At 65.8% G+C, this 23502-nt stretch carries 22 protein-coding genes; 2 read left to right on the top strand and 20 right to left on the bottom strand.

Annotation, left to right across the window (positions count from 1 at the left end; all coding sequences use genetic code 11):
- Positions 1 to 113 precede the first annotated feature (113 nt).
- From LOC59_RS05725 to dinB, 20 genes are all read right to left on the bottom strand, one after another.
- Positions 114 to 776 carry a DivIVA domain-containing protein gene (locus tag LOC59_RS05725; protein ID WP_227897126.1) on the bottom strand — a complete coding sequence of 221 codons (663 nt, stop codon included), beginning with the start codon at positions 774 to 776 and terminating at the stop codon, positions 114 to 116.
- Between the two features lie 155 nt (positions 777 to 931).
- Positions 932 to 1222 (bottom strand): YggT family protein, encoded by a 291-nt coding sequence (locus LOC59_RS05720; RefSeq protein WP_227897127.1) that lies wholly within the window; start codon positions 1220 to 1222, stop codon positions 932 to 934.
- A gap of 64 nt (positions 1223 to 1286) precedes the next feature.
- Positions 1287 to 1820 carry a cell division protein SepF gene (locus tag LOC59_RS05715; protein ID WP_227917201.1) on the bottom strand — a complete coding sequence of 178 codons (534 nt, stop codon included), beginning with the start codon at positions 1818 to 1820 and terminating at the stop codon, positions 1287 to 1289.
- Between the two features lie 105 nt (positions 1821 to 1925).
- The gene (locus LOC59_RS05710) at positions 1926 to 2672 is read right to left on the bottom strand and encodes a YggS family pyridoxal phosphate-dependent enzyme (protein WP_227897129.1); all 747 of its coding nucleotides are present in this window, start codon (positions 2670 to 2672) and stop codon (positions 1926 to 1928) included.
- Positions 2673 to 2699: 27 nt separating this feature from the next.
- Positions 2700 to 3395 carry a polyphenol oxidase family protein gene (locus LOC59_RS05705; protein WP_227917200.1) on the bottom strand — a complete coding sequence of 232 codons (696 nt, stop codon included), beginning with the start codon at positions 3393 to 3395 and terminating at the stop codon, positions 2700 to 2702.
- A 35-nt stretch (positions 3396 to 3430) separates the two neighbouring features.
- Positions 3431 to 4597: a cell division protein FtsZ gene (ftsZ, locus tag LOC59_RS05700; RefSeq protein ID WP_227897131.1), complete on the bottom strand. Its 1167-nt coding sequence runs from the start codon at positions 4595 to 4597 to the stop codon at positions 3431 to 3433.
- 214 nt (positions 4598 to 4811) lie between these two features.
- Entirely contained in the window at positions 4812 to 5882 is a 1071-nt protein-coding gene (locus LOC59_RS05695) for a cell division protein FtsQ/DivIB (RefSeq protein ID WP_229970978.1), read from the bottom strand.
- 46 nt (positions 5883 to 5928) lie between these two features.
- Positions 5929 to 7362, bottom strand: coding sequence for a UDP-N-acetylmuramate--L-alanine ligase (murC, locus tag LOC59_RS05690; protein ID WP_229970977.1), 1434 nt, complete (start codon positions 7360 to 7362; stop codon positions 5929 to 5931).
- Positions 7359 to 8468 (bottom strand): undecaprenyldiphospho-muramoylpentapeptide beta-N-acetylglucosaminyltransferase, encoded by a 1110-nt coding sequence (murG, locus tag LOC59_RS05685; protein ID WP_229970975.1) that lies wholly within the window; start codon positions 8466 to 8468, stop codon positions 7359 to 7361. Before murG ends, murC begins: the two co-directional genes overlap by 4 nt.
- Positions 8465 to 9817 carry an FtsW/RodA/SpoVE family cell cycle protein gene (locus LOC59_RS05680; RefSeq protein ID WP_227917193.1) on the bottom strand — a complete coding sequence of 451 codons (1353 nt, stop codon included), beginning with the start codon at positions 9815 to 9817 and terminating at the stop codon, positions 8465 to 8467. The genes murG and LOC59_RS05680 overlap by 4 nt, the downstream gene beginning before the upstream one ends.
- Positions 9818 to 11359, bottom strand: coding sequence for a UDP-N-acetylmuramoyl-L-alanine--D-glutamate ligase (gene murD / locus LOC59_RS05675; RefSeq protein WP_227897136.1), 1542 nt, complete (start codon positions 11357 to 11359; stop codon positions 9818 to 9820).
- Positions 11356 to 12462, bottom strand: coding sequence for a phospho-N-acetylmuramoyl-pentapeptide-transferase (gene mraY / locus LOC59_RS05670; protein ID WP_227917192.1), 1107 nt, complete (start codon positions 12460 to 12462; stop codon positions 11356 to 11358). Before mraY ends, murD begins: the two co-directional genes overlap by 4 nt.
- Positions 12459 to 13955 (bottom strand): UDP-N-acetylmuramoyl-tripeptide--D-alanyl-D-alanine ligase, encoded by a 1497-nt coding sequence (locus LOC59_RS05665; RefSeq protein WP_229970973.1) that lies wholly within the window; start codon positions 13953 to 13955, stop codon positions 12459 to 12461. Before LOC59_RS05665 ends, mraY begins: the two co-directional genes overlap by 4 nt.
- A gap of 6 nt (positions 13956 to 13961) precedes the next feature.
- Positions 13962 to 15551 (bottom strand): UDP-N-acetylmuramoyl-L-alanyl-D-glutamate--2,6-diaminopimelate ligase, encoded by a 1590-nt coding sequence (locus tag LOC59_RS05660; protein WP_229971203.1) that lies wholly within the window; start codon positions 15549 to 15551, stop codon positions 13962 to 13964.
- 52 nt (positions 15552 to 15603) lie between these two features.
- Positions 15604 to 17394, bottom strand: coding sequence for a peptidoglycan D,D-transpeptidase FtsI family protein (locus tag LOC59_RS05655; RefSeq protein WP_331460407.1), 1791 nt, complete (start codon positions 17392 to 17394; stop codon positions 15604 to 15606).
- Positions 17395 to 17421: 27 nt separating this feature from the next.
- Complete coding sequence (locus LOC59_RS05650) at positions 17422 to 18105, bottom strand: hypothetical protein (RefSeq protein ID WP_229970971.1); 684 nt, start codon at positions 18103 to 18105, stop codon at positions 17422 to 17424.
- Entirely contained in the window at positions 18102 to 19100 is a 999-nt protein-coding gene (rsmH, locus tag LOC59_RS05645; RefSeq protein ID WP_227897140.1) for a 16S rRNA (cytosine(1402)-N(4))-methyltransferase RsmH, read from the bottom strand. The genes LOC59_RS05650 and rsmH overlap by 4 nt, the downstream gene beginning before the upstream one ends.
- 204 nt (positions 19101 to 19304) lie before the next feature.
- A complete protein-coding gene (gene mraZ, locus LOC59_RS05640) occupies positions 19305 to 19736 on the bottom strand; it encodes a division/cell wall cluster transcriptional repressor MraZ (protein WP_227897141.1) in 432 nt (143 codons plus the stop codon).
- A 275-nt stretch (positions 19737 to 20011) separates the two neighbouring features.
- Positions 20012 to 20395, bottom strand: a complete 384-nt coding sequence (locus LOC59_RS05635; RefSeq protein ID WP_229970969.1) for a DUF3040 domain-containing protein — start codon at positions 20393 to 20395, stop codon at positions 20012 to 20014.
- 138 nt (positions 20396 to 20533) lie between these two features.
- On the bottom strand, positions 20534 to 21766 hold the full coding sequence (gene dinB, locus LOC59_RS05630) for a DNA polymerase IV (RefSeq protein WP_331460406.1): 1233 nt from the start codon (positions 21764 to 21766) through the stop codon (positions 20534 to 20536).
- An 85-nt stretch (positions 21767 to 21851) separates the two neighbouring features.
- Between dinB and LOC59_RS05625 the strand changes: the two genes are divergently transcribed.
- On the top strand, positions 21852 to 22370 hold the full coding sequence (locus LOC59_RS05625; RefSeq protein WP_229970966.1) for a hypothetical protein: 519 nt from the start codon (positions 21852 to 21854) through the stop codon (positions 22368 to 22370).
- 9 nt (positions 22371 to 22379) lie between these two features.
- The gene (locus LOC59_RS05620; protein WP_227897145.1) at positions 22380 to 23498 is read left to right on the top strand and encodes a polyprenyl synthetase family protein; all 1119 of its coding nucleotides are present in this window, start codon (positions 22380 to 22382) and stop codon (positions 23496 to 23498) included.
- The last annotated feature ends 4 nt before the right edge of the window (positions 23499 to 23502 follow it).

The raw sequence follows: 23502 nt of genomic DNA, 5'->3' as shown, positions 1-23502 counted from the left end.
TACAGGGCCAAAACGCCACGGGCCGGCGGCCGGGAGGTCCCGGCCACCGGCCCGTGGTTCTGTAACCAGTCTAATCCTGATTTATATCCGTCCAGACGGACAGGGGCGTTCGCTTACGCGTCAGCCGTCTCCGAAGCTACGGAACCGCGGGAATCGAGGTCGCGCAGCTGGCCTTCGATGTAGGCCTTCAGACGGGTGCGGTAGTCACGCTCGAAGCCGCGCAGCTGCTCCACCTTGCGCTCCAGGAGTGCCTTCTGCTGTTCCAGGGAGCTGAGGATCTTGCGGCTCTTCTCCTGTGCCTCAGTGACGAGTCCGCTGGCTTCGATCTGAGCCTCGGCGATGATCTTGTCGCGCTGCTCAACGCCTGCGCTGACATAGTCGTCGTGCATCTTCTGGGCCATTGCCAGAATGCCTGCGGCGGACTCAGCCGGATTGGCTGCGGAAGAGGGTGCCTCCTGGGCACGCGGAGCCTCAACCTTCGGGGCCTCGACCTTCGGCTCCGGCTTGGGCTCGGGCTTCTTCTCTTCCTTGACCGGCTGGGAAACCTGTTCGGTCTTCGAAGCTGCGGACACCGGTGCAGGGACCTGGTTGCCTGCGGGGGCACCTGCCACTGCTTCGGCGAGCTGCCGGCGCAGGTCTTCGTTCTCGGCATTCAGGCGGCGGAGTTCCACGACGATTTCGTCGAGGAAGTCATCCACCTCATCCTGGTCGTAGCCTTCACGGAACTTAGTCGGCTGGAACCGCTTGTTGACAACATCTTCTGGCGTCAGAGCCATCTGGTCACCTCATACTGGTTATCAGACTCCACCTGCTGTCTGGCAGGTGAGCCTAGTTACAGAACTCGAACATAAAATCAGGGATCAAATCAATATAATTTTCACATTATATCTTTTGCGTTCCCGTTACGAACCGGAACTCCGGGCCGCAGGTACTACGTGCCGGCGGCAGCCACGATCTGCATGGCAATGCCTACGACGATGAAAAGCACCAGGAACGCAAGGTCCAGGGAAACCCCGCCCAGACGCAGCGGAGGGATAATCCGCCGCAGGGCCCGAACGGGTGGGTCAGTGGCACCGTAGACGGCCGTGGCCAGAACAAGGGCAGGCCCCTTGGGACGCCACTGACGGGCGAACATCTGGACCGCGTCGTACACGATGCGCAGTATCAGTGCCAGCTGGAAAAGCATCAGCACCAGATACAACAGGGCAAAAATAATACTCACGCGTGTTTTCGTTTCCGCCGTAGGTTCAGGACTGCCCGCACGGTCCCCGGGACAGGGACGGCGGTTAGCTCTGGTTGAAGAAGGTGGACTGGGACTCGCTGACCTTCTTGTCGTCTCCCAGCACCTCGACGTAGGACGGCGAGAGCAGGAAGACCTTGTTGGTCACCCTTTCGATCGTACCGCGCAAACCGAAGACGAGTCCCGCCGAGAAGTCCACGAGGCGCTTCGCATCGGACTCTCCCATGTCAGTGACGTTCATGATCACCGGGATTCCATCACGGAAGCTCTCGCCGATGATCTTGGCGTCATTGTAGGAACGGGGATGGACGGTAGTGATCTGCCGCAAGCCTGCCACGTCTTCCTTTGCCGATGAGGGGGCGCGCTTGATGGGTGTTACCGGAGCGCGGTATTCCTCTACCGCGGTGGAACGGGCCGGCTGCGACTGGGCGGCCGGCTCACGGTCGCTCCGATCGTTCTCCGGCGCGTACTCTTCGTCCCTGGCAGAGCTCTCGCGCACGGGCTTCTGCTCGTCCTCGTACAGCTCATCGCCATCGGCGAGCCCAAGGTAGATCATCGTCCTGCGCATTGCGCCAGCCATGGTTGCTCCTTCAGTCCTTCAGCGTCCCGCGTTATCCAGTGTTGGCATTGAGTTGCCCCTGCCAGTGTCGCCGGTTCCGCATGCTGGAACCTGCCATGTTTGACGCTACCCCACGGCGGGGCGGGGACCGAGAACATCTGAACCAATCCGCAGGTGTGTCGCGCCGTGCTGCACAGCGGCTTCAAGGTCCTGGCTCATGCCCGCAGAGATTGCGTTGGCGCCGGGATAGCGTGAGACCAGCACACGGGACAGCTCCTGCAGGCGGCCAAAGGCAGCCCCGGGGTCTTCTCCCAGCGGTGCGACTGCCATGACCCCGGCCAGGCGCAGTTCAGGGTGCTGCGAGACTGCATCTGCCAGGGCAGTCAGGTCCGCCGGCTTTGCCCCTCCCCTGCCCGGTGCCGCGTCTGCTGCAGGGCGGAGATCGAGCTGCACGAAACACTCCAGCGGGCCGCGTCCCGGCACCCCGGCTTCCGCCCGGCGCAGGTTTTCCCCGGCCATTGCCTTGGCCAGCGCCGAAACAAGTCCGGGACGGTCCACGGAATGCACCGCGTGGGCATACTTGGCCACGGACTTGGCCTTGTTTGTCTGCAGCTGCCCGATGAAATGCCAGTTCAGCCCGGCACACGCACAATCGGCTGCCTTGGCCTCCGCTTCCTGCGCCTTGTTCTCCCCGACGTCCCGGACCCCAAGGTTCCAGAGGGCCTCAACGTCAGAGGCGGGGAAGTACTTGGTGACCACAATCAACTGCGGAGCCGGCCGGCCGGCCGATGCGGCGGCGTCGGAAATCCGGGTTTTCACGGCGGCGAGCCGCTGCGCCAGCTCGAGCGCCCGGTCGGGAGATGTACTGCTCATGACTTCCTTGTGTTGCGTAAAAGGGATTTACCAGATGACGCCGGCAAAGCGGCCGGTGGGAGCATCCCTGCGGTGGGAGAAGAGATCCTTCTCCTCCATGGTGCATCCGGGCACCCGTTCGGTGTCCACCGACAGGGTTGCCAGCTGCGCTGCGGCGGCCGCCGGAAGGTCCAGGGCCGGGGTTCCCCAGCTGGTACGGGAGACCGCGCCGGGGAGGTGGACTGCCTCGTCCAGCATGGAGGCGGGAACTTCGTAGCACCTGCCGCACACGCCGGGGCCAATCCAGGCCGAGATATCAGCAGCTCCGGCATCCCGCAGGGCGTGGACCGTGTTGAGGAGGATCCCGTCCAGCAGGCCGCGGCGCCCTGCGTGTGCAGCGGCCGTGACCAGCTTCCCGCCGGGGGCAGTGCCGGCAAAAAGCACGGGCAGGCAGTCGGCAACCATTACGGCCAGGGGCGTGGACCCGTCCGTGCTCAGCAGCGCATCGGCGGTGGGGACGCCAGCCGGCGCCGCAGGATCCGGAACGCTGGCCACGATCGCGGAATGCACCTGCTCCATGAACCGCAGCCCGCCCGGCCGGACACCCATGTGTTCCTCCAGGGCCCGCCGCCGGCCCAGGACCACCCCCGGATCGTCGCCAACGTGAAGCGCGAGGTTGCCTGCCGCTGTGTCAGTGAAAGCTACCCGCAGCCCGCCTGGGCCGCGCCCTTCCCACCAAAACACCGTTCAGCCAACCCCGCGCCGGTACTGCTTGGGTCTTACTTCAGGAAATCCGGAACATCCAGGTCATCCTGGCGTCCGGCACTGAGGTCGGGCTCCACGACGGCAGGAAGGTCGATGTCGAACCCTGCGTCCGCAGGAACGTCGGAGGCCTGCGGGCGCTGGGCCCAGGCCGAGTTTCCGACACCGGCAGCAACTGCAGCGGCGGGGGCGGAAGGCTGTTCGGCCGGCTTTGCCGAGACCGGCTGTGACGTGACGTCCACCTGGTCGAACCCTGCTGCAATCACCGTGACGCGTGCCTCGTCACCCAGGGCGTCATCAATGACGGCACCGAAGATGATGTTGGCTTCGGGGTGTGCCACTTCCTGTACAAGGCGGGCAGCCTCGTTGATCTCGAACAGTCCCAGGTCCGAACCGCCCTGAATGGACAGCAGGACGCCGTGGGCGCCGTCGATCGAGGCCTCAAGCAGCGGAGAGGCGATAGCCAGTTCCGCTGCCTTGACGGCACGGTCCTCGCCGCGGGCGGAGCCGATGCCCATGAGGGCCGAGCCGGCACCCTGCATGACGGACTTCACGTCAGCGAAGTCGAGGTTGATCAGGCCCGGGGTGGTGATCAGGTCGGTGATGCCCTGTACGCCTGAGAGCAGCACCTGGTCAGCGGAACGGAAGGCGTCCAGCATGGAGACGTTGCGGTCGCTGATGGAGAGCAGCCGGTCGTTCGGGATGACGATCAGGGTGTCGACTTCGTCCCGGAGGGTGTCGATGCCCGATTCGGCCTGGTTCGACCGCCGGCGGCCTTCGAAGGTGAACGGACGGGTGACGACGCCGATGGTCAAGGCGCCGAGGGAGCGTGCAATGCGGGCTACCACGGGCGCGCCGCCGGTGCCTGTACCGCCGCCCTCGCCTGCGGTTACGAAGACCATGTCCGCCCCGCGGAGCACCTCTTCGATTTCCTCGGCGTGGTCCTCTGCAGCCTTGCGGCCAACCTCGGGATCAGCACCGGCACCGAGGCCGCGGGTCAGTTCCCGTCCGACGTCAAGCTTCACGTCGGCGTCGCTCATCAGGAGCGCCTGGGCGTCCGTATTGATGGCGATGAACTCGACTCCGCGGAGTCCAACGTCGATCATTCGGTTGACGGCATTCACGCCGCCGCCGCCGATGCCGACGACCTTGATGACGGCCAAGTAATTCTGCGGTGCTGCCACGTCCTGTGTCCCTTGTTCGAAATCTGTGCAACTGATTTATGCGGCCGGGACTTCCCCCGGCCAAACCTTCAACCGAACAACCTTAACCCTCGAGTTGAGGGTTATAGTTATGTCAAGTAATGCTCTACTCCCGACGCTATGGGGCGGCGGTAGCTTCCGCAATTACCGCCCCGCGCGTGTCGGTGAGAATCTTGCTGTGAATTGTCCGTGAGCTTCATCGTGTGACCGGACGGTTGGGCGTACTGACGTCGAACACCGTTACCGGCGGATCCGCGGGAGGCATCAGCAGCAGGGCTTCCAGCGCCCTGGCCTTGGCCACACTGGCCTCGGCGCTCCCCCAGAACACGGTCTGGCCGTTGGCCAGCTTAAGCTCAACCGAATCAACGGTTTCCGCCGACGCGTGGTCAAGCAGTGCCAGTACGTTGGCGGGAAGGGCCGCAAGCACTGCGGCCACAGTGGGAAAGACTTCGCTGTTCACGGCCTCGGTGCCGCCGTCGATCAGGGGCAGGGCCACGGCTCCGCGCTCCCCTACGGCAGCCAGCTGCCGGCCGGATTCGTCAATGAGCAGGAACTCGCGCCCATTCTGCAGGACGGCAACAGGTGTCCGTTCCCTGATGGTCACTACCAGGTCCGACGGCGGCACCGCCGCGACCTCCACGCTTTCCACCTCGGGACGGTCTGCAAGGAGCTCTGCCGCATCGGCGTCGGAAATCAGGGTCAGCGGCTGGCCCATGAGGGGTGAAAGCGCACTTTGGGCTTCTTCGGAGCTGAGCAGCGAGTTTCCCTGCACCTGGAGGTTCTTCAGCGCCAGGGCCGGGGAGAAGAACAGCACGGCAAACAGTGCTGCCAGCAGGACGACGGCGGTTCCGGCTCCAGCGAGCACATAGCGCCGCCTGCGCCGGGCAGGGGGCTCAGGAAACGCGAGAATGCTTGCATCCGCGTCCGGGGTCTTTTCGGCGGAGATGCTGCCGGCGGCAGAAGAACCGCCAGGGGTCGCGCTGCCCGCTGCGCGGTCCTGCGTTCTGTCCGGCGTTCCAGGGGCCTCCCGGGTCGCCGTGATCACGGGATCGCCGGTACGGACCCCGGCAGGCCACGTCTCCGGACGCAGCTCGTGGACCTGCGCCCCTTCGGCGGGAAGCACCTGCACCTTGGCGGAATTCGCCGCGGATGTCCCTGCCGGCTTGGCCGCCTTCGTTGGGAAGGAGTCTTCGGCTGCAGGATTCGCGGCACCGGATGACCCTGAAGAAGCCTCAGCAGCGCCGACGCCGCCGGCTGACCCGGCCACGGACCGGCGTGTCCGGCCGGCCGCGGGGGCCGGTTGCCGCGGCTTCCTACCTGGCATCCGGACCGCTCTCCGGGCCGCCGGCGGCAGCGCCCGATCCTGCCGAAGCCAGGGCCTCGACGATGACGGGACCGTACTGGGTGACGTCACCGGCACCAACGGTGAGAATGATGTCGCCTTCCGCGGCGCGGGCGGCGATGCTCCGGACAGCGGCCAGGGCGTCCGGGGCCGCCGTTCCGGGAACGCGGAGCCTCTCGGTGATCAGTTCGCTGGTCACACCGGGAATGGGGTCTTCCCGTGCCGGATAGATGTCCAGGACGGTGACGGAATCCGCCTGGTCCAGGGCGGAGGCAAACTCGGCCGCGAAGTTCCTGGTGCGGCTGAACAGATGCGGCTGGAAGAGCACGTGGACCGCATGGCCCCCCGCCACGGCACGTGCTGCCTGCAGGGCGGCGGCCACCTCGGTCGGATGGTGGGCGTAATCGTCAAAGACCCGGACGCCGCGCGCGGAACCCTTGGCTTCAAAACGGCGGGCAGCACCGGAGAACGTTGCCAGGCCCTGCACGGCACTCTCCGGCGGGACACCCAGTTCCACCGCAACAGCGAAGGCAGCCGCGGCGTTCAGAATGTTGTGCCGTCCGGGCACCTGCAGCCGGAGGACCTGTTCATGGTCGCGGTAGTCATGGCGGAAATGCAGCACGCTGGTGGTGCTCCGGCCGTCCGCGTGCGTGTCTGAAATTCGGACATCGGCATCCGCTGCGTAACCGTAGGTGCGTGCCCGCGCCGGTGAGCTGCGCTGCAGCAGGTCCCTCGCGCCCTGGTCGTCGGCGCAGGCCACCAGCAGCCCGTCGTCCGGGAGCAGGCCCACAAAGCTGTCGAAGCTGGCAAAGACAGCCTCGGCCGTGCCGTAGTGGTCCAGGTGGTCGGCTTCGACGTTGGTAACCACACTGATCCGCGGCGAGTAGTTCAGGAAGGACCCGTCCGACTCGTCAGCCTCCGCAACGAAGACGCGCCCGGAGCCGGCCTCGGCGTTGACGCCCAGCGCAGCGACGTCCCCGCCGATCGCGAAGGACGGATCCAGGCCCGCCTCGCGCAGGGCCACGGTAATCATCGCCGTCGTCGTAGTCTTGCCGTGCGTTCCCGCCACCGCCACGAGGTCCTGCCCGCCCATCGCCGCGGCCAGGGCCACGGAACGGTGGATGATCCTCAGGCCGGCGGATTCCGCGGCCGCGAGTTCGGGGTTGTCGGGGCGGATCGCCGTGGAGATGACCACCGTGTCCACGTCCTGCACGTTGGCGGCGCCGTGGCCCACGGAGACCCTGGCACCCAGGGCTTCGAGTGCGCGGAGCCCGGCGGAGTCGCGGGCATCGGAGCCGGAGACCCGGACACCCCGTCCAATCATCACCCTCGCAACCGCCGACATGCCGGCGCCGCCGAGTCCAATGAAGTGGACCCTGCCAAGGGCCGTGAGTTCCGTGCTCATGCTTCTTTCCGTTCCGCTGCCTCAAGGATCATGGCTGCCATTTGTGCGTCTGCGTCCCGGATTCCCCGGGCCGCAGACGCTTCAGCCATCCGCTGCAGGGCTGTGGCGTCCTGCAGCAGCGGAACAACGTTTTCGGTAATCCATTCGGGGGTGAAGAGGGAATCCCGCACCAGCAGCGCTCCCCCGGCCTGGACCAGGCCCGCAGCGTTGAGTGCCTGTTCGCCGTTGCCGTGCGGCAGCGGCACCAGCACGGCGGGAAGTCTCACGGCCGCAATCTCGCTGACCGTCCCGGCACCGGAACGCGCCAGCAGCAGGTCCGCCGCCGCATACGCCTGTTCCATCCCGTCCACGTACTCCACCTGGCGGTAGAGCGGTGCGGTCAGCGCTTTGCCTTCGGCGTCTGCTGCGGCTTTGCCCCTGCCGGTCACGTGCAGGGTCTGGATACCGGCAGCGGCGAGGACAGGCAGCGCCGCTGTCACAGCGGCATTGATGCTGGCGGCACCGGAAGAGCCTCCCGTAACGACGAGGGTAGGCAGGTCCTGTTCCAGGCCCAGGGCCGCACGGGCGGAGGACCGGGATGCCGCCCGGTCCAGCTGGGAGATTTCCCGGCGCATCGGCATGCCGACCCAGCGGGCTCCGGGGAGCTTGGTCTCTTCGAAGGCAACGCCCACTACTGCGGCATTCCGGGCGCCGACACGGTTCGCCAGGCCGGGCCGTGCGTTCGCTTCATGCACAACGATCGGCACCTTGCGTTTCCGGGCGGCGAGGTACACCGGTGTGGAGACGTATCCGCCAACGCCCACAACGACGTCGGCCCCCGCCTCGTCCAGGATGTCGCCCGCCTGCCGTACGGCGCGTGCCAGCCGTGCCGGAAGCCTCGCAAGGTCACCGCTGGGCCTGCGCGGCATGGGTACCCGGTCGATCACCGCGAGATCATAGCCGGCAGCCGGCACCAGGCGTGTTTCCATGCCGGCGGAGGTTCCCACGACTTTGATGCGGGCACCGGGACGCTCGCGTCGAACGGCGTCGGCGATCGCCAGCAGCGGGCTGATGTGCCCGGCCGTGCCGCCTCCGGCGAGGACTGCGGAAAGTGGGGACTGCGTCATGTAGCTGCGGGTTCCCTTTCAGGGATGGTGCGGGCAAAGGACAAGAGGACGCCGACGGCGGCCAGGGTGAACGTCAGCGAGGATCCGCCGTAGGAAATGAAGGGCAGCGGCACCCCGATCACCGGAAGCAGGCCGGTGACCATGGCGATGTTTACGGCAGCCTGGCCAATGATCCACACCAGGATGCAGCCGCAGACTATTCGGATGAACGGCTGGGTATGGCGCATGGTGACGCGCACCGTGGCCACTGCAAGGATACCGAAAAGAACGAGCACCACCAGCGTGCCGAGCAGCCCGAACTCCTCGCCGATGATGGCGAAAATGAAGTCGTTGTGCGCCTCGGGAATCCAGTTCCATTTCTGCCGGCTCTGGCCGATCCCCAGCCCCAGCCACCCGCCGGAAGCCAGTGCATACATTCCGGCGTTGGCCTGGTCGCAGAGCCCGCCGGAGCAGTCCAGCTGCAGCCAGGCGCTGATGCGGCTGGTGCGGTTGCCGCTGAACGCGGACATTACGGCTGCCAGCACGCCGGCGGCGGCTCCTAGCAGGAACAGGATCTTCAGGCGGACGCCCGCAAAGAAAAGGGCCGCCAGCATGATCAGGCCCATGATGATCACGGTACCGAGGTCATGCCCCAGCAAGACCAGTCCGATCAGGATTCCGGCTCCGGGCACTGCCGGGACCAGCGCATGGATGGGCTTGGCAATCAGGCCCTTCTTGCGGGCAAGAACCATCGCCAGCCACATGGCCATGGCCAGCTTGGCGGCTTCCGAGGGCTGTCCGGTCACCGGACCGAACGTCAGCCAGTTCTTGTTGCCGTTCACTTCCTCGCCGATGACCAGCACCAGCACCAGCAGGAAAACTGCCAGGATGAGCGCCGGCCATGCCATGACGCGGTAAAAACGCGGTCCGAACTTTGAGAACAGGACCATGGCGAAGACACCGAGGGCTGCGAAGCCCAGCTGCTTGACGAACAGGTCGAAGGTGTTTGCGACGTTCGCTCCGGACCCTGCCGCATTCGCTATGGCTTCGACGGAAGAGGCGGAGAGGACCATCATGAGTCCAATGACGGTGAGTCCCAGGGTCGAACCGAGGATCATGTAGTAGCTGGATCCGGTCGCCTGGGAACCGCTGCCCTCCAGCAGGACCATGAAGGCTTCCCAGCGCTCCCGCAGCTTCAGGCCGCCCGGGGAGGACTTCCCTGGCTTCTGCCGCGCAGGCACCGCTTTCGGTGCCGCCTGCCCCCCGGTGCGCGCTCCAGGCGTCCTGGCCGGGGTTCTCTGGGCGCCTGCTCCTGCCGGACGCTTCCGCGCTGCCGGCTTTCGCGCCTTGCCCGTGGGCGTGGTCACCATCTACGGCTCCTCGGTGGTCTGCGCCTGCCCTTCCACGTATCCGCGGACAGCTTCAATAAATGCCTCGCCCCGGTGGGCGTAGGAGCGGAACTGGTCCATTGACGCCGACGCCGGCGCCATCAGGACCGTGTCCCCGGGCTCCGCCGCAGCAGCCGCAGCCGTGACGGCTTGCACCATGACCGCTTCGCCCGTGGACGGGATTTCCCCTCCAGTGTCCGCCGCCGCTGCCTCGATTACCGGGACATCCGGGGCGTGTCGGGTCAATGCGCCGCGCAGCTCGCTGGAATCGGTTCCGATCAGCACGACGGCGCGCAGGCGCGGCGCGTGGGCCTGCACCAGATCGTCATAAGTGACGCCCTTGGACAGCCCGCCTGCGATCCAGACCACGGACGGAAAGGCAGCCAGCGAAGCCGCTGCCGCGTGCGGATTGGTCGCCTTGGAATCGTTGACCCAGAGGATGTCGTTCAGCTTGGCTACGGGTTCGATCCGGTGGCCGCCCGGAGCATAGTTGCGCAGACCGTCACGCACTGCGACGGGCTCCACGCCGAATGCGCGCACCAGTGCCGCTGCCGCGAGGGCGTTGGCGGCCAGATGCCGCGGTGCGCGGTCACCCAGGTCATCAAGGGAGGCCAGCTCTGCAGCGGAGTCGCGGCGCTGTTCAATGAAGGCGCGGTCCACGAGCAGGCCTTCCACGATGCCGAGCATGCTGATGGCCGGCATGCCGGTGGTGAAGCCAATGGCCCGGCAGCCTTCCACCACGTCCGCTTCCTCGACCATGTGTTCGGTCTCGGCCTGTTCGGCGTTGTAGATGCAGGCTACCTGCGTGTTTTCGTAGACTTTGGCCTTGGCAGCCCGATACCCGTCGTAGCCGCCGTGCCAGTCCACATGGTCCTCGGCGATGTTCAGGCACACGCTGGCAAGGGGTGACATTGTGTGGGTCCAGTGCAGCTGGAAGCTGGAGAGTTCGACGGCGATGACGTCCCAGCCCTGCGGATCACGGATCGCATCCAGGATCGGGGTCCCGACGTTGCCGGCGGCAACTGCACGGAGACCGGCAGCCAGGAGCATGCTTTCGGTCATCGACACCGTGGTCGTTTTCCCGTTGGTCCCGGTGATCGCCAGCCAGGGTGCGGTGGGCCTGCCTTCGCGGATCCGGACCCGCCAGGCCAGTTCGACGTCACCCCAGACGGGGATGCCCGCAGCCGCGGCCTGCGCCAGGACCGGATGCTCCGGGCTGAAGCCCGGTGAAGTCACCACGAGTTCGGGCTGCTCGCCGTCAACCAGGGGCAGCGCGGCAGCCGCATCGGCTCCCAGGAGGACGGAGGCGGCCCCGACGATTCTCAGGGTGTCGGCCTTGGCGCGGGTCTCTTCCGAATCCTGGCCGTCCACCACTACTACCCGGGCACCGAGTTCGATGAGGGTATCGGCAGCGGAAAACCCGGACAGTCCGATTCCGGTGACGACGACCCGCAGGCCGCGCCAGTCCGAGTCCCACGTGGTCAGGGACGCCAGCCGCGGGGTGTCGGTGTAGGCATCGCTCATTGTCCGGCCACCCAATCGGCGTAGAAGAGTCCGAGGGCAAGGGCGACGCACAGCCCGCCGATGATCCAGAAGCGGACCACCACGGTCACCTCTGCCCAGCCCTTGAGTTCGAAGTGGTGCTGGAGCGGTGCCATCTTGAACACCCGTTTGCCGCCGCTCAACTTGAAGTATCCCACCTGGATGATGACCGAGGCGGAGATGATGACGAACAGGCCGGCGAGGATCACCAGAAGCAGTTCGGTCCGGGAGAGGATGGCGAACGCTGCGATGGCGCCGCCCAGGGCCAGGGATCCGGTGTCGCCCATGAAGATCTTCGCCGGAGAGGTGTTCCACCAGAGGAACCCGATGAGGGCTCCCGCCAGGGCGCCGGCCAGGAGCGCCAGGTCCAGCGGGTCACGGACCTCATAACAGACACCGCTGTCGGCCGCGGCGCCAAAGCAGCTCTGGTTGGACTGCCAGATGCCGATCAGGAAATAGGCACCGAATACCAGCACCGAGGCACCGGCGGCGAGCCCGTCCAGGCCATCGGCCAGGTTCACGCCGTTCGTGGCACCGGTGATGATCACGCTGGACCAGAGGATGAAGAGAACCGCGCCAATGATGGTTCCGGCGAATGCCAGGTCGATCGCAGTGTCGCGGACAAAGGAAATGTTCGTCGACGCCGGGGTTAGGCCGCGCTCATCGGGGAACTGCAGTGCCAGGACTGCGAAGACCACGCCCACCAGTCCCTGCAGCGTGATCTTGGCTTTTGCGTTCAGGCCCAGGGAGCGCTGCCGGGAAATCTTGGTGTAGTCGTCAATGAAGCCGACCAGGCCCATTCCCACCATCAGGAACAGCACCAGCAGGCCGGACGCCGATGGGCCGAAGCCGGTGGGGTTGATGGCATTGCTGATGAGATGGGTGATGAAGTAGGAGGCCACAACGGAAGCGACGATTACCGCCCCGCCCATGGTGGGCGTACCGCGCTTGGTGTGGTGCGACGTCGGGCCATCATCACGGACGAACTGTCCGTAGCCCTTGCGGACCAGGAAACGGATGAACAGCGGGGTTCCGGCAAAAGCCAGGACCAGCCCCAGGGAAGACCCGATCAGGAGGGAAATCACTTGCTCTCACCCCGCGTTGCGTTCTCGGCGGACAGCTCCGTGGCGGCAGCAGTTTCGAGTGGGGTTTTCAAGGCAATCCGATCTCCGAGGAACCGCAGTCCGGCTCCGTTGGAAGACTTAAAGAGGACGACGTCGCCGGGTTGGAGCGACGCTTCAAGAATGGCCTGCGCTTCGTCGGGAGTCTGGACGAACTGCGATTCGTCGCCCCACGACCCCTCCATGACGGCGCCGGTGTGCAGGGCACGGGCGCCGGTTCCGACGACGATCAGTTTGGAGATGTTCAGGCGGACGGCGTAGCGGCCGATCGCGTCGTGTTCGGTCACCGAGTCGGCCCCGAGTTCGAGCATTTCGCCGAGTACAGCCCAGGTGCGGTGCCCCTGGCCCAGTTCGGCCAGCGTGCGCAGTGCGGCACGCATGGACTCAGGGTTGGCGTTGTAGGCGTCGTTGATCACTGTGACGCCGTCGGGCCGGTCGGTGCGTTCCATCCGCCAGCGGCTGGCAGCCTTTTGCCCGGAGAGGCCGGCGGCGATGTCCGCCGGCGCGATCCCGGCGGCAAAAGCAGCGCCGGCAGCGGCAAGCAGGTTCGCCGTGTGGTGGGCACCGATCAGGCCTGATTCCACCCGGTGTTCCTCCCCGTTCGGGAACCGCAGGGTGAAGACCGGGCGGCCCTGGGAATCGGTTTCTGCGTCAACCGCACGCAGCTCCCTGTGGTTACCGGGGAGCTGGTCGGTGGAAGAGGTGAAGAGCAGGACGTCGGCTGTGGTGCGCTTGTCCATGGCGGCAACGCGGATGTCGTCGCCGTTGAGCACGACTGTCCCGCCGGGAGGAACGGCCTCAGCAAGTTCGCCCTTGGCACGGGCGATGTTCTCCACCCCGCCGAACTCGCCGGCGTGGGCGCTGCCCACGCAGAGCACGACGCCTATGTCCGGGCGGACCATATCCGCCAGGTAGGTGATGTGCCCGACGCCGGTGGCACCCATCTCCACTACGAGGTAGCGGGTGCCGTACCCGGCCGAAAAAATCGTCAGCGGCACGCCGACTTCGCCGTTGTACGAGCCCACCGGAGCCACGGTCTCGCCGTGTGCGCGCAGCAGGCCGGCGAGCAGGTCCTTCGTGGTGGTCTTGCCGGCCGAGCCGGTGATGCCAATGACCGTGAGCGGTCCGTCGGCACGCAGCCGGCGGACGATTTCCGCGGCAAGGGCGCCCATGGCGAGCACTGCGTCGGGTACCACGACGGCGGGATGGACTGTGCCGTCGCCGTCAGTTACCGGACGTTCCGTCAGCGCCAGCGTGGCACCGGATTCGAACGCCCGGCCCACAAAACGGTGTCCGTCGGAGAATTCTCCGGGTTTGGCAATGAACAGCGATCCGGCTGTCACCTCGCGGGAGTCGGTCGTGGCTGATGTCACTGTGATGGAAGGGTCGGCCGCTGCGGCCCCCACCAGCTCACCGCCCGTGATTGCCGCTATTTCGGCTGCATTAAGTTCAATCATGACGAATTAGGACTCTACCCCGTCCCCGGAAAGCACCGTGAATCCGGCAGTTTCCAGTGCAGTGCGCAGTTCCACCCTGTCATCCAGGGCCAGGTTCACTCCCTTGACTTCCTGCCAGACCTCGTGTCCGCGGCCGGCCACCAGCACGGTGTCTTCCGGGCGGGCAAGCTCTACGGCGCGGGCAATGGCGGCGGCACGCGGCGCAACCTCAAGGACTTCGCACCCTCCCTGGCCAGTCTCCGCTGCGCCGCGCGCACCCCGCAGGACATCGGCCCGAATCGCGGCTTCATCCTCGTCGTGGGGGTCGTCGTCCGTGACAATCACCACGTCGGCCAGGCGGGCGGCTATGGCTCCCATCAGGGGGCGCTTGGTCTGGTCGCGTTCACCGGTGGCACCAAAGACCACGATCACGCGGCCCTGGGGGCGCCGCACGGATTCCAGCGTGCGGGTGAGCGCGTCAGGGTTGTGGGCAAAGTCCACAATGGCCGCCGGTGCCTCGCTGATGAGCTGCATGCGCCCGGGAACCTCAACGGTGAACGGATCATGCTCGTCCAGCACGCGCTGCATCGTTTCGGCCGGGATTCCCGTTTGGAGGACCATGGTCAGCGCCAGCGCGGCGTTGGAGACGTTGAAGGCACCGGGCAATCCGGTGCGGACCCGCAGCGGATTGCCCTCCGCCGGCACGAGCTCGAAGGCATGTCCCAGCCCCTCGCGGGTTATCCCGCGGACCTGCCAGTCGGCGCTGCCTGCCTCTCCGGTAGTCAGCAGGGTCACCCCGCGCTCCCCCGCAGCGGCCGCCATTTGGCGGCCCCAGCCGTCGTCGACAGTGACCACGGCGCGCCTGCACCGGTCAGCATGGAAGAGAGCGGCTTTGGCGTCGAAGTAGTCCTCCATGGACCCGTGAAGGTCCAGGTGGTCCTGGGTGAGGTTGGTAAAGCCGGCGACGTCGAAGACCACGCCGTCCACCCTGCGGTAGGAAATGGCATGGGAGGAGACCTCCATGGCGGCGGCATCCAGCTTCCGCTCACGCATCAGGGCCAGCAGGCCATGGACCTGCGGGGACTCCGGCGTGGTCAGGACGCTGGGGATGGCTTCGCCTCCGGCCAGGATCTCGATGGTTCCGATCAGGCCGGTTCTCTGGCCGAGTGCCTGGAGCAGTGAGTTGATGAAGTACGTAGTGGTGGTCTTGCCGTTGGTTCCCGTGACGCCGAAGAGCACCGGCGCGGATCCGTCCCGGGGCTGGCTGTTGAACACCGCCGCGGACAACGGGCCGACCAGCCGCCGGATATCTTCAGCCACAAAGACCGGCACCCCGGACTTGCCCAGCTGGGAGAGCCCGGCGGGGTCCGTCAGGACGGCAGCGGCGCCGGCAACGGCCGCCTTCGAGGCGAAAGCCGCACCGTGGTGGCGGGCACCGGGCAAGGCGAGGTAGAGGTCCCCCGGGGCAATCTCGCGGGAATTGATGCTGATCCCGGTGACCCTGGTGCCCCAGGCCTCAGTGCCCGTTCCGGGCGCAGCCGTGATGGCCGGCGCACCCGGGGGAAGCGCTGCCGCGGCATCGCCCAGGGTGACCGGACTGACCCGCTCAGGGCGCATGCCGTTTCCGGCGCGCTGAATTTTGCTTTGTGGCACTGCACTGCTCCAGCTTTTAGTACTCGATGGGGTAGATATCCGGCTCCCCGGTGGAGGGAGCGACGTTGTTGGTTGTCAGGACCTGTTCCATGACCTTCTGGAAAGTCTTGCCGGGTTCAATGTAGAAAAGGTCGCCCTTGGGCCGCTGCAGGGTTACCACCGCGACGTACTTCGGGTCATCCATTGGTGCAATTCCAGCATAGGAGACCGTGTAGCCGTCGTAACCTCCGTTGGGCCCGGGGGCCTCTGCCGTTCCGGTCTTGGCACCCACCCGGTACTTCTCCAGCGCACCGGAGGCACCGGAGCCTTCCACCGTGACGGTTTCCAGCATGCGCTGGACCTCGGCGGCAGTCTTCTCGGAGACCACCCGGGTTCCGGAGCCGCGTTCCACGGGATGCTCCACGCCTTCGGCGTCTATCCGCGAATCCACCAGCCGCGGCGGCAGCCGGACGCCGTCGTTGGCGATGGTCTGGTACACCATTGCCGTGTGCAGTGCTGTCTGGGTCAGGCCCTGCCCAAACAGGACGGTGTACTGCTGGCGGGTGTCCCAGTTCTCCGGCTTGGGCAGCAGGCCCGGTGTCTCGCCGTTGAGCCCGGTATTCAGTGCGGTGCCGATCCCGAACTTGCGAAGCCAGTCGTAGCGCTGCTGCGGTGTGAGCTGCTGCCCGACCATGACGGTTCCGGTGTTCATGGACTTCGCCAGAATGCCGGACGCAGTCATCTGCACCGTTCCGTGGTCGAAGGCATCTTTGAAGGTCTGTCCGTCGATCGTGTACGTGGAGTCAATCTTGAACTGCGAGGTGGGGGTGATGAGGCCCTCTTCGATGGCTGCTGCCATGGTGATGACCTTGGTCGTGGAACCCGGTTCGAAGAAGTCCGTGACGGAACGGGCCTTGCGGGACTCGGCCTCCGTGGCGCCCGGGTTGTTCGGATCGACGGTGGTGGATTCGGCCATGGCGATCACGTTGCCGGTCTCTACTTCCACCACGACGACGTTGCCCCAGTCCGCGTTGTAGTCCCGGACCTGGGCAGCAATGGCCTGCTGGGAGAACCACTGCAGGTCCTGGTCAATGGTGAGCTTGATCGACTCACCGTCCTGAACGGGTTCGTCCTCATGGGTCGCATACGGAATCCGGATGCCGTCGCCGCCGATTTCGTAGGTCTTGCTTCCGGCTTTGCCTGCCAGAATCCCGTCCTGGGTGAGTTCCAGGCCCTCCTGGGGACCTTCCGTGCCGAGGAAGCCGACGATTGAACCTGCGACGGCACCGGAGGGGTAGGTCCTCAGGGTGGTCCGGTCCGCGTAGACACCGGGGAACTTGACGGCAAGCACTTTGTCCCGCACTTCGGGGGTTACGGTCTTGGCAACGAAGTTGAATCCCTTCTCACCCAGGATCGAACCCCGCAGGGTGGCGGCGTCCTGGCCCAGGATGGCGGAGAGTTCACGGAAAGCTTCGTCGAAGGTGACGTCCTCCCAATCCCCTTCAGGAGTCCGGCGCTGGTACTCCTCCTCGTCGTAGGCAAGGGAAAGCCGCTGGTCCACCACTATGTCGAAACGTTCGACGCTGCGTGCCAGGTAATTGCCGTTCGCGTCAAGGATTCCGCCGCGAAGGGCCGGAACCCCGACTGTTACCAGCCGGTTGGCGACAGCGGCGTCGGCCATACCCCCGGGATCCAGGCCCTGGACCTGGAAGAGGCGGACGCCGAGGACCATGAGCAGAGCCAGCGCAATGATCATGCCGGCGCGGAGCCGCCGGCTGACGAGGGACACCCTGTGGTCCTCCGGGGCCGGAGTCTGTGCTTTTGCCACAACGTTTCCTCGTAGGTGGTAAGTGGGCTACTGGCCGCTTCTCTGGCTTGGCGCCGGTATGGTGCCGCCGTTTAGGTCTTCTTCCGCAGGCGCCGGAGCCGGGACCGCTTCCTCGGCGGACTCAGCTGCAGCAGGGGTGTTATCTGCCTTCTCCTCGGCCGCCCGGACATTCTTCTCCGGTTCAGCCGCAGCAGGCTGGGCCGGTGTCACCGGCTGGGTCAGCACCTGCGGCAGACCCAGAAGCGACTCGGGCCTGGCGCCGTCCTTGGCCGGTTCAGGGCTTCCGTCCACTGCCAGCGTCTGCAGGTCGATAGTACCGAACGAGGGTGAAACAACCATGCCGAGGTCGGACGCGGCAGCCGCCAGCACCTGGGGTGCCATGTGGTTCTCGACCTGCTGGGTCAGTGCCTCGTTCTTCTGCGCCAGCTCGGTGCGCTGGTTCTGCAGCTGCACCAGCTGGTACTGGCCGCTGGAGACGGAGATGTTCAGCACCAGCACGGCTGCCAGACCCACGACCAGCGCGGCAAAGCACAGGGCTGCTACCGGAACCCGGCGTCGGCGGGCTGCGGCCGGCACCAGTGCCAGCGGAGTACGGCGGCGCGGAGCGGGGGCTTCCGGCTGCGGAGCTTCCCACTGGACCTTCCGTGCCAGGTTGCCCTGGACCGCCTGCAGCGGCATGGCCGGACGCCGCCGGCCTGTGCGTTCGGTCATGACCGTGCCCCATCCATGGTTGCGCGAATCCGTTCAACAGCCCGCAGCTTGGCCGAAGCCGCCCGCGGGTTCTCTGCAATTTCCTGCTCCGTGGGAACCTCTGTCCCCTTGGTCAGCCGCTTCAGCTGGGCTTTGTGCTCCTCAAGCTCCACGGGGAATCCCTTGGGAGCTGAGGACCGTGAGCCGGCTGCGAAAATGTCTTTGACAATGCGGTCCTCCAGCGAGTGGTAGGACATCACGACGATGCGCCCGCCAACACCCAGGACGGACAACGCAGAAGGAATGGCGCGTTCAAGGACGTCCAGTTCCTCGTTGACCTCGATGCGCAGCGCCTGGAAGGTGCGCTTGGCAGGATGCCCCCCGGTGCGCGCTGCCGCAGCGGGGACGACGGAGCGGATCGCCTCGACCAGTTCGCCGGTCGTGGTGAAAGGCTGCTTTGCCCGTGCTGCAACGATGGCGGACGCGATGCGGCCCGCGAACTTTTCCTCGCCCCAGCGGCGGATGATCGAGACCAGTTCCGCTTCGCCATAGGTATTGACGATTTCCGCAGCGGTGCGGCCGCGGCTGGTGTCCATCCGCATGTCCAGCGGCGCGTCATATGAATAGGCAAATCCGCGGTCACGCTCGTCAAGCTGCATGGAAGACACGCCGAGGTCGAACAGTGCCCCGTCGATTGAAGCGAAGCCAAGGTCCTCGACAACGTCGGCGATTTCGTCATAGACCGCGTGGACCAGGTCAGTGCGGTCCTGGTAGGCGGCAAGGCGCTCCCCTGCCAGCGCAAGGGCCTGCTGGTCGCGGTCAATGCCGATGACATGGAGCTTGGGGAAGCGCTCCAGCATGGACTCGGTGTGTCCACCCATGCCCAAGGTGGCATCAACGACGACGGCGGTGCGGCCCGCGGCTTCCGCCGCTTCGATAGCGGGAGCCAGGAGGTTGATGCAGCGGTCACGCAGGACCGGGATATGCCGGTCTTCTGTGGGTCGTTCTTCAGTCATGTGGTCTCTCCTTCCGCTGCTGGCAGGATGCGGCGGGTTCTTGGACCAGATCCCCATCCGCGCCTCACGTTGTCAGCCTGGCTCCGGGGAAGGTGAGCCAGGAGGACTCCGCGGGGCGGCTGGAGATCTCGTTCAAGATCCCGCCGGCTTCCCGGTCTGGGTCTTCCTTGGTGGTGCTGTACTTATTTTCCTGCTGTGCAACGGTCAGAGGAATCCGGGAAACGCGTCTTCATCCGTCTCCGAGAATGCGTTTTCCTTCTCCTCCAGGTACTCCTGCCATGCTGCGGCGTCCCAGATCTCGGCCCGGGTGCCAGCGCCAATGACGGCGAGTTCACGACCGAGCCCGGCATACGAGCGCAGGGCCGGCGGAATGGTGACCCGTCCCTGCTTGTCCGGAACTTCGTCTGAGGCTCCAGACAGGAAAACGCGAATGTAGTCACGGGCCTGGCGTGAAGACAGGGGTGCCTGCCTCATCTGCTCGTGGACCTTTTCGAACTCTTTCTGGCTGAAGACGTAGATACAGCGTTCCTGGCCCCGCGTCAGAACCAGCCCGTCGGCCAGCTCGTCACGGAACTTGGCGGGAAGGATGAGCCTGCCCTTCTCGTCCAGGCGCGGTGAATGAGTTCCGAGGAACACCAGCCACCACCTGTCCGATTCGGGAGATTGTCCCCTCCTGCACTGCCCCTACCCTCTTACGCCCCCCACTTTACTCCACTTCCCTCCACAGTCAACGCAATTCGATAACGTTTTTGGGCGCGTCGCACCCCGGGTTCCCAGCACTGCCGAGGGATGCCGGGCGGGGAGACCCGGTGGAGGGAAACGGCGGCCGCCGGACCCTGGACACAAAAAAAGACCCGCCTCAGCGGGTCTTTTCCGGTTCTTGGGGAACCTCGGGGAGGAAAGTGGGGCCCCTAGGGCTGGTCCCGCTTGCGCTCGTCCCATTTGTTCTCGAGATTGCTCATGAACCCGCGCGGAGCAGCTTCACGTTCTTTTCTTCCTGTGGGAACCGGCGACGACTCGGCCTTTTTGCCCTTGGTGGTCGCGTAGTACATGCCGGCACCCATGACGACGAATCCGAGGATGCCGACCAGGATGTTGAACGGACTCTGCAGTGATATCCCCAGGATCAGTACTGCTATTCCCGCGACTGCCACGAGCGCGCCCAGCACGATGCGCCGGGTCGACACTCCACGGCCGCCCGATGACGCCATGGAGTTGGCGAATTTCGGGTCTTCGGCGTGTAATTGCTGCTCCAGCTGGTCAAGCAAGCGCTGCTCGTGTTCTGAGAGTGCCATTACTGTCTCCTTGGGATCCAAATGTGCCCTGTAAACCTAGCAACGAACCCGGCGTGGTGGTGGTTCCCGCGGAGGTTTCGACGCTGATCTGCACTTAGGACAAGGATAGATTGCATTCGGGCCGGGGGAAAGCCGCGCCTACGCATGCTTGTCCCCGGTACGCCTGGTCTCCTGGTTCTCCGGCCGCAGCAGCCGCGCAGGCATGATCCCGCCGTTTCCAAAGCGCCGGTTGATCCGGTCCAGTGCGTCTTCCGCGGAGCGCCAGTTGTCGTCCCTGCCATCCAGGGTCAGTTGCTGCGCCGCGCCTTCCGCAGACTCCAGGTGCTCAGCCCTCAGCCCCACCAGGCGGACGCTCATGGGACGCCGGCCCAGTCCGGCAAGCAGACCCCGGACCGCCTCGTAGAGCAGCTGTGCACTGTCGACAGGTTCGGCAAGCGTGCGGGTGCGGGTGAGCGTGGAGAAATCCGCGTAGCGCAGCTTCAGCGACACGGAACGGCACTGCAGGCCTGCGCTGCGCATCCGGGCGGCGGTGCGGTGCGCCAGCCTGAGGAGTTCGGTTTCCAGGGCCTCGTCGTCGTCGACGTCGGTCGCGAATGTCTCCTCAGCGCCAATGCTCTTCTCTACGCGGACGGGTGTCACGGCGCGCGGGTCGCGCCCCCAGGACAGCTCATGGACGTGCAGGCCCGTTGCACCCAGGAGACGCTGGAGGACTGCCGGGGGCGTGTTCGCGACGTCGGCCACGGTCGAAATGCCCACCCGGGCCAGTGCTTCCCGGGTCTTGGTGCCGACGCCCCACAGCGCTGACACGTCGAGGGCATGCAGGAAGGAAATGGTCCCGTCCTTGGGAACCAGCAGCAGCCCGTCCGGCTTGGAACGCGTGGAGGCTATCTTGGCAACGAACTTTGTCGAGGCGATCCCTACGCTTGCCGTGATGCCAAGTTCCGTGCGGACCCGCGTCCTGATGAGTTCGCCGATCGTACGCGGCGGTCCAAGACGCCGCATGGAACCGGCTATGTCCAGGAACGCCTCGTCCACACTGAGGGGTTCGACCAGCGGTGTGATGGATTCGAAGATCTCCATCAGCCGCGCGGAGACGCGGCGGTAGACGTCCTGGTGCGGCTCGAGGACCTGCGCCTGGGGACACAGGCGGCGGGCCGTGGCCATGGGCATGGCAGAGCGCACCCCGTACCGCCGGGCCTCATAGGAAGCTGAGAGCACGACCGACCGTCCGCCGAGACCGCCGACTATGACCGGAACACCAACAAGGTCCGGGCGCCGGAGCAGTTCGACGGAGACGTAGAAGGCATCCATGTCCACGTGCATGATGGTGCAGTCGCGGTGTGCCTGAACTGCTTCCGGCTCTGTTCCCACGTCTTCATCGTAGACACCACCGGGGCCTCCTTGCCGGTCACCTAGACTGGAAACAGGCCCTGACCCTTCGTCGATGCGGATTCTCATGAAGAAACTCCTTGCCCTCGCCTGCAGTGCTGCCGTTTTGGCGGCTGTCGCCGGATGCGGTTCCGGAGACGGAACATCGCCGGGATCCACTCCGTCGGCTACACAGAGCTCCAGCTCTGCCTCCTCCCCCGCTGCGCCGGCCACGACGGCGTCACCCGCCGCCGCACCATCCGAGACTCCGGCCATCGCGGAAGGCTTCCCCGAAGCCCTTCTTCCGCTCTATGCAGGCTCCGAAGCCACGGCGTCGAGCTTTGCCGAAGACAGCGAGCTGCTGACTGCCTCGCTCACAGCGACGTCGACGGCTGCCCCGGAGGAAATTATCTCCTTCTATGTTGCCCACTTCGAGGCGAAGGGATTCACCGCACTCGAAGGCGAGTCCGTGGACTCAACCCCCACCAAGGACCTGGCCCGTACCACTGGAGAAGAAACCGAAACCGTCAACGTGTCGGTCGTGACGCGCGACGGTGAATCCGTCTACACCGTCGGGGCCAATGTGCTTCCCGCGACCGCAGAGTAGGACAGCATCATGAGCCAGGCACCCGTGAACGCAGCATCGGATGCGGACCCGGCGGCCCGGGAACAGGCAAGCTACCGGGCACGCCTCTCCTCCGACCTGGAGGATTTCCTGGGCCGGCAGCGGGAGGTCCTGCTGGAGGTCTCGGAAGAATCCGTTCCCCTGCTCAGTGCGGTCCATGCCCTGGCCCAGGGCGGCAAGCGGCTCCGGGCACTCCTGAACTACTGGGGCTGGCGGGGCGCCGGAGGCGAAGCGCACGGGCTTGCCCCGGTTCGCGCCGGAGTCGCCCTGGAGCTTTTCCAGAGCGCCGCGCTGATCCATGACGACATCATTGACCGCTCGGATACCCGCCGCGGGGCACCGAGCGTCCACCGCCACTTCAGCAACCGGCATGCGGAGGCCGCCTGGTTCCTGGACGGGACGCACTTCGGTTCCTCGGCAGCAATCCTCGCCGGGGACCTTTGCCTGTCCCTGAGCGAGGAGGCTTTCACCTCGGTGGGCGCGCGTGCCGGTTACGATACGCGGGCCCGGGCGGTATTCAACCGCATGCGTACCGAGGTCATGGCGGGACAGTACCTGGACATCCTGGAAGAAGTGGTGGGTCCCGGGCATGAGCCCGAGCGCGCCGTGGTGCGGGCCCGGAATATCCTGCGCTACAAGTCGGCGAAATACAGCATCGAACACCCGCTGGCCATCGGAGGAGCACTGGCAGGAGCATCCGAGGAGCTCCTGGCCTCCTATTCGGAGTTCTCGCTTCCCCTGGGGGAAGCCTTCCAGCTGCGCGACGACGTGCTGGGGGTATTCGGGGACCCGGCACTTACCGGGAAGCCTGCAGGCGATGACCTGCGCGAAGGCAAGCGCACCGTGCTGATCGCCTATGCGCTCAGCTCGGGTTCTGCGGCTGCCCGGCAGGAGATCACGGCCGCGCTGGGACGGCCCGACCTGGACGACGACGCAGTGGCCTCACTCCGCGGGGTTATTGCGGACAGCGGTGCGCTGGCCACCACGGAGGCGCTGATCGCCGAGCATACCGAGCAGGCCTTCAATACACTGGCCAAACTGGCAGTGGATGAAACGACCCGCTCGGCGCTGGGCTCCCTGGCGCATGCAGCCGTCACCAGGACGGCCTAGGAAG

Origin of the sequence: Arthrobacter sp. zg-Y916, assembly GCF_020907385.1 — a bacterium.
Lineage (GTDB): Bacteria > Actinomycetota > Actinomycetes > Actinomycetales > Micrococcaceae > Arthrobacter_B > Arthrobacter_B caoxuetaonis.
The sequence above is the reverse complement of the archived record's forward strand: the minus strand, read 5'-3'. Positions and strand labels throughout refer to the sequence as shown.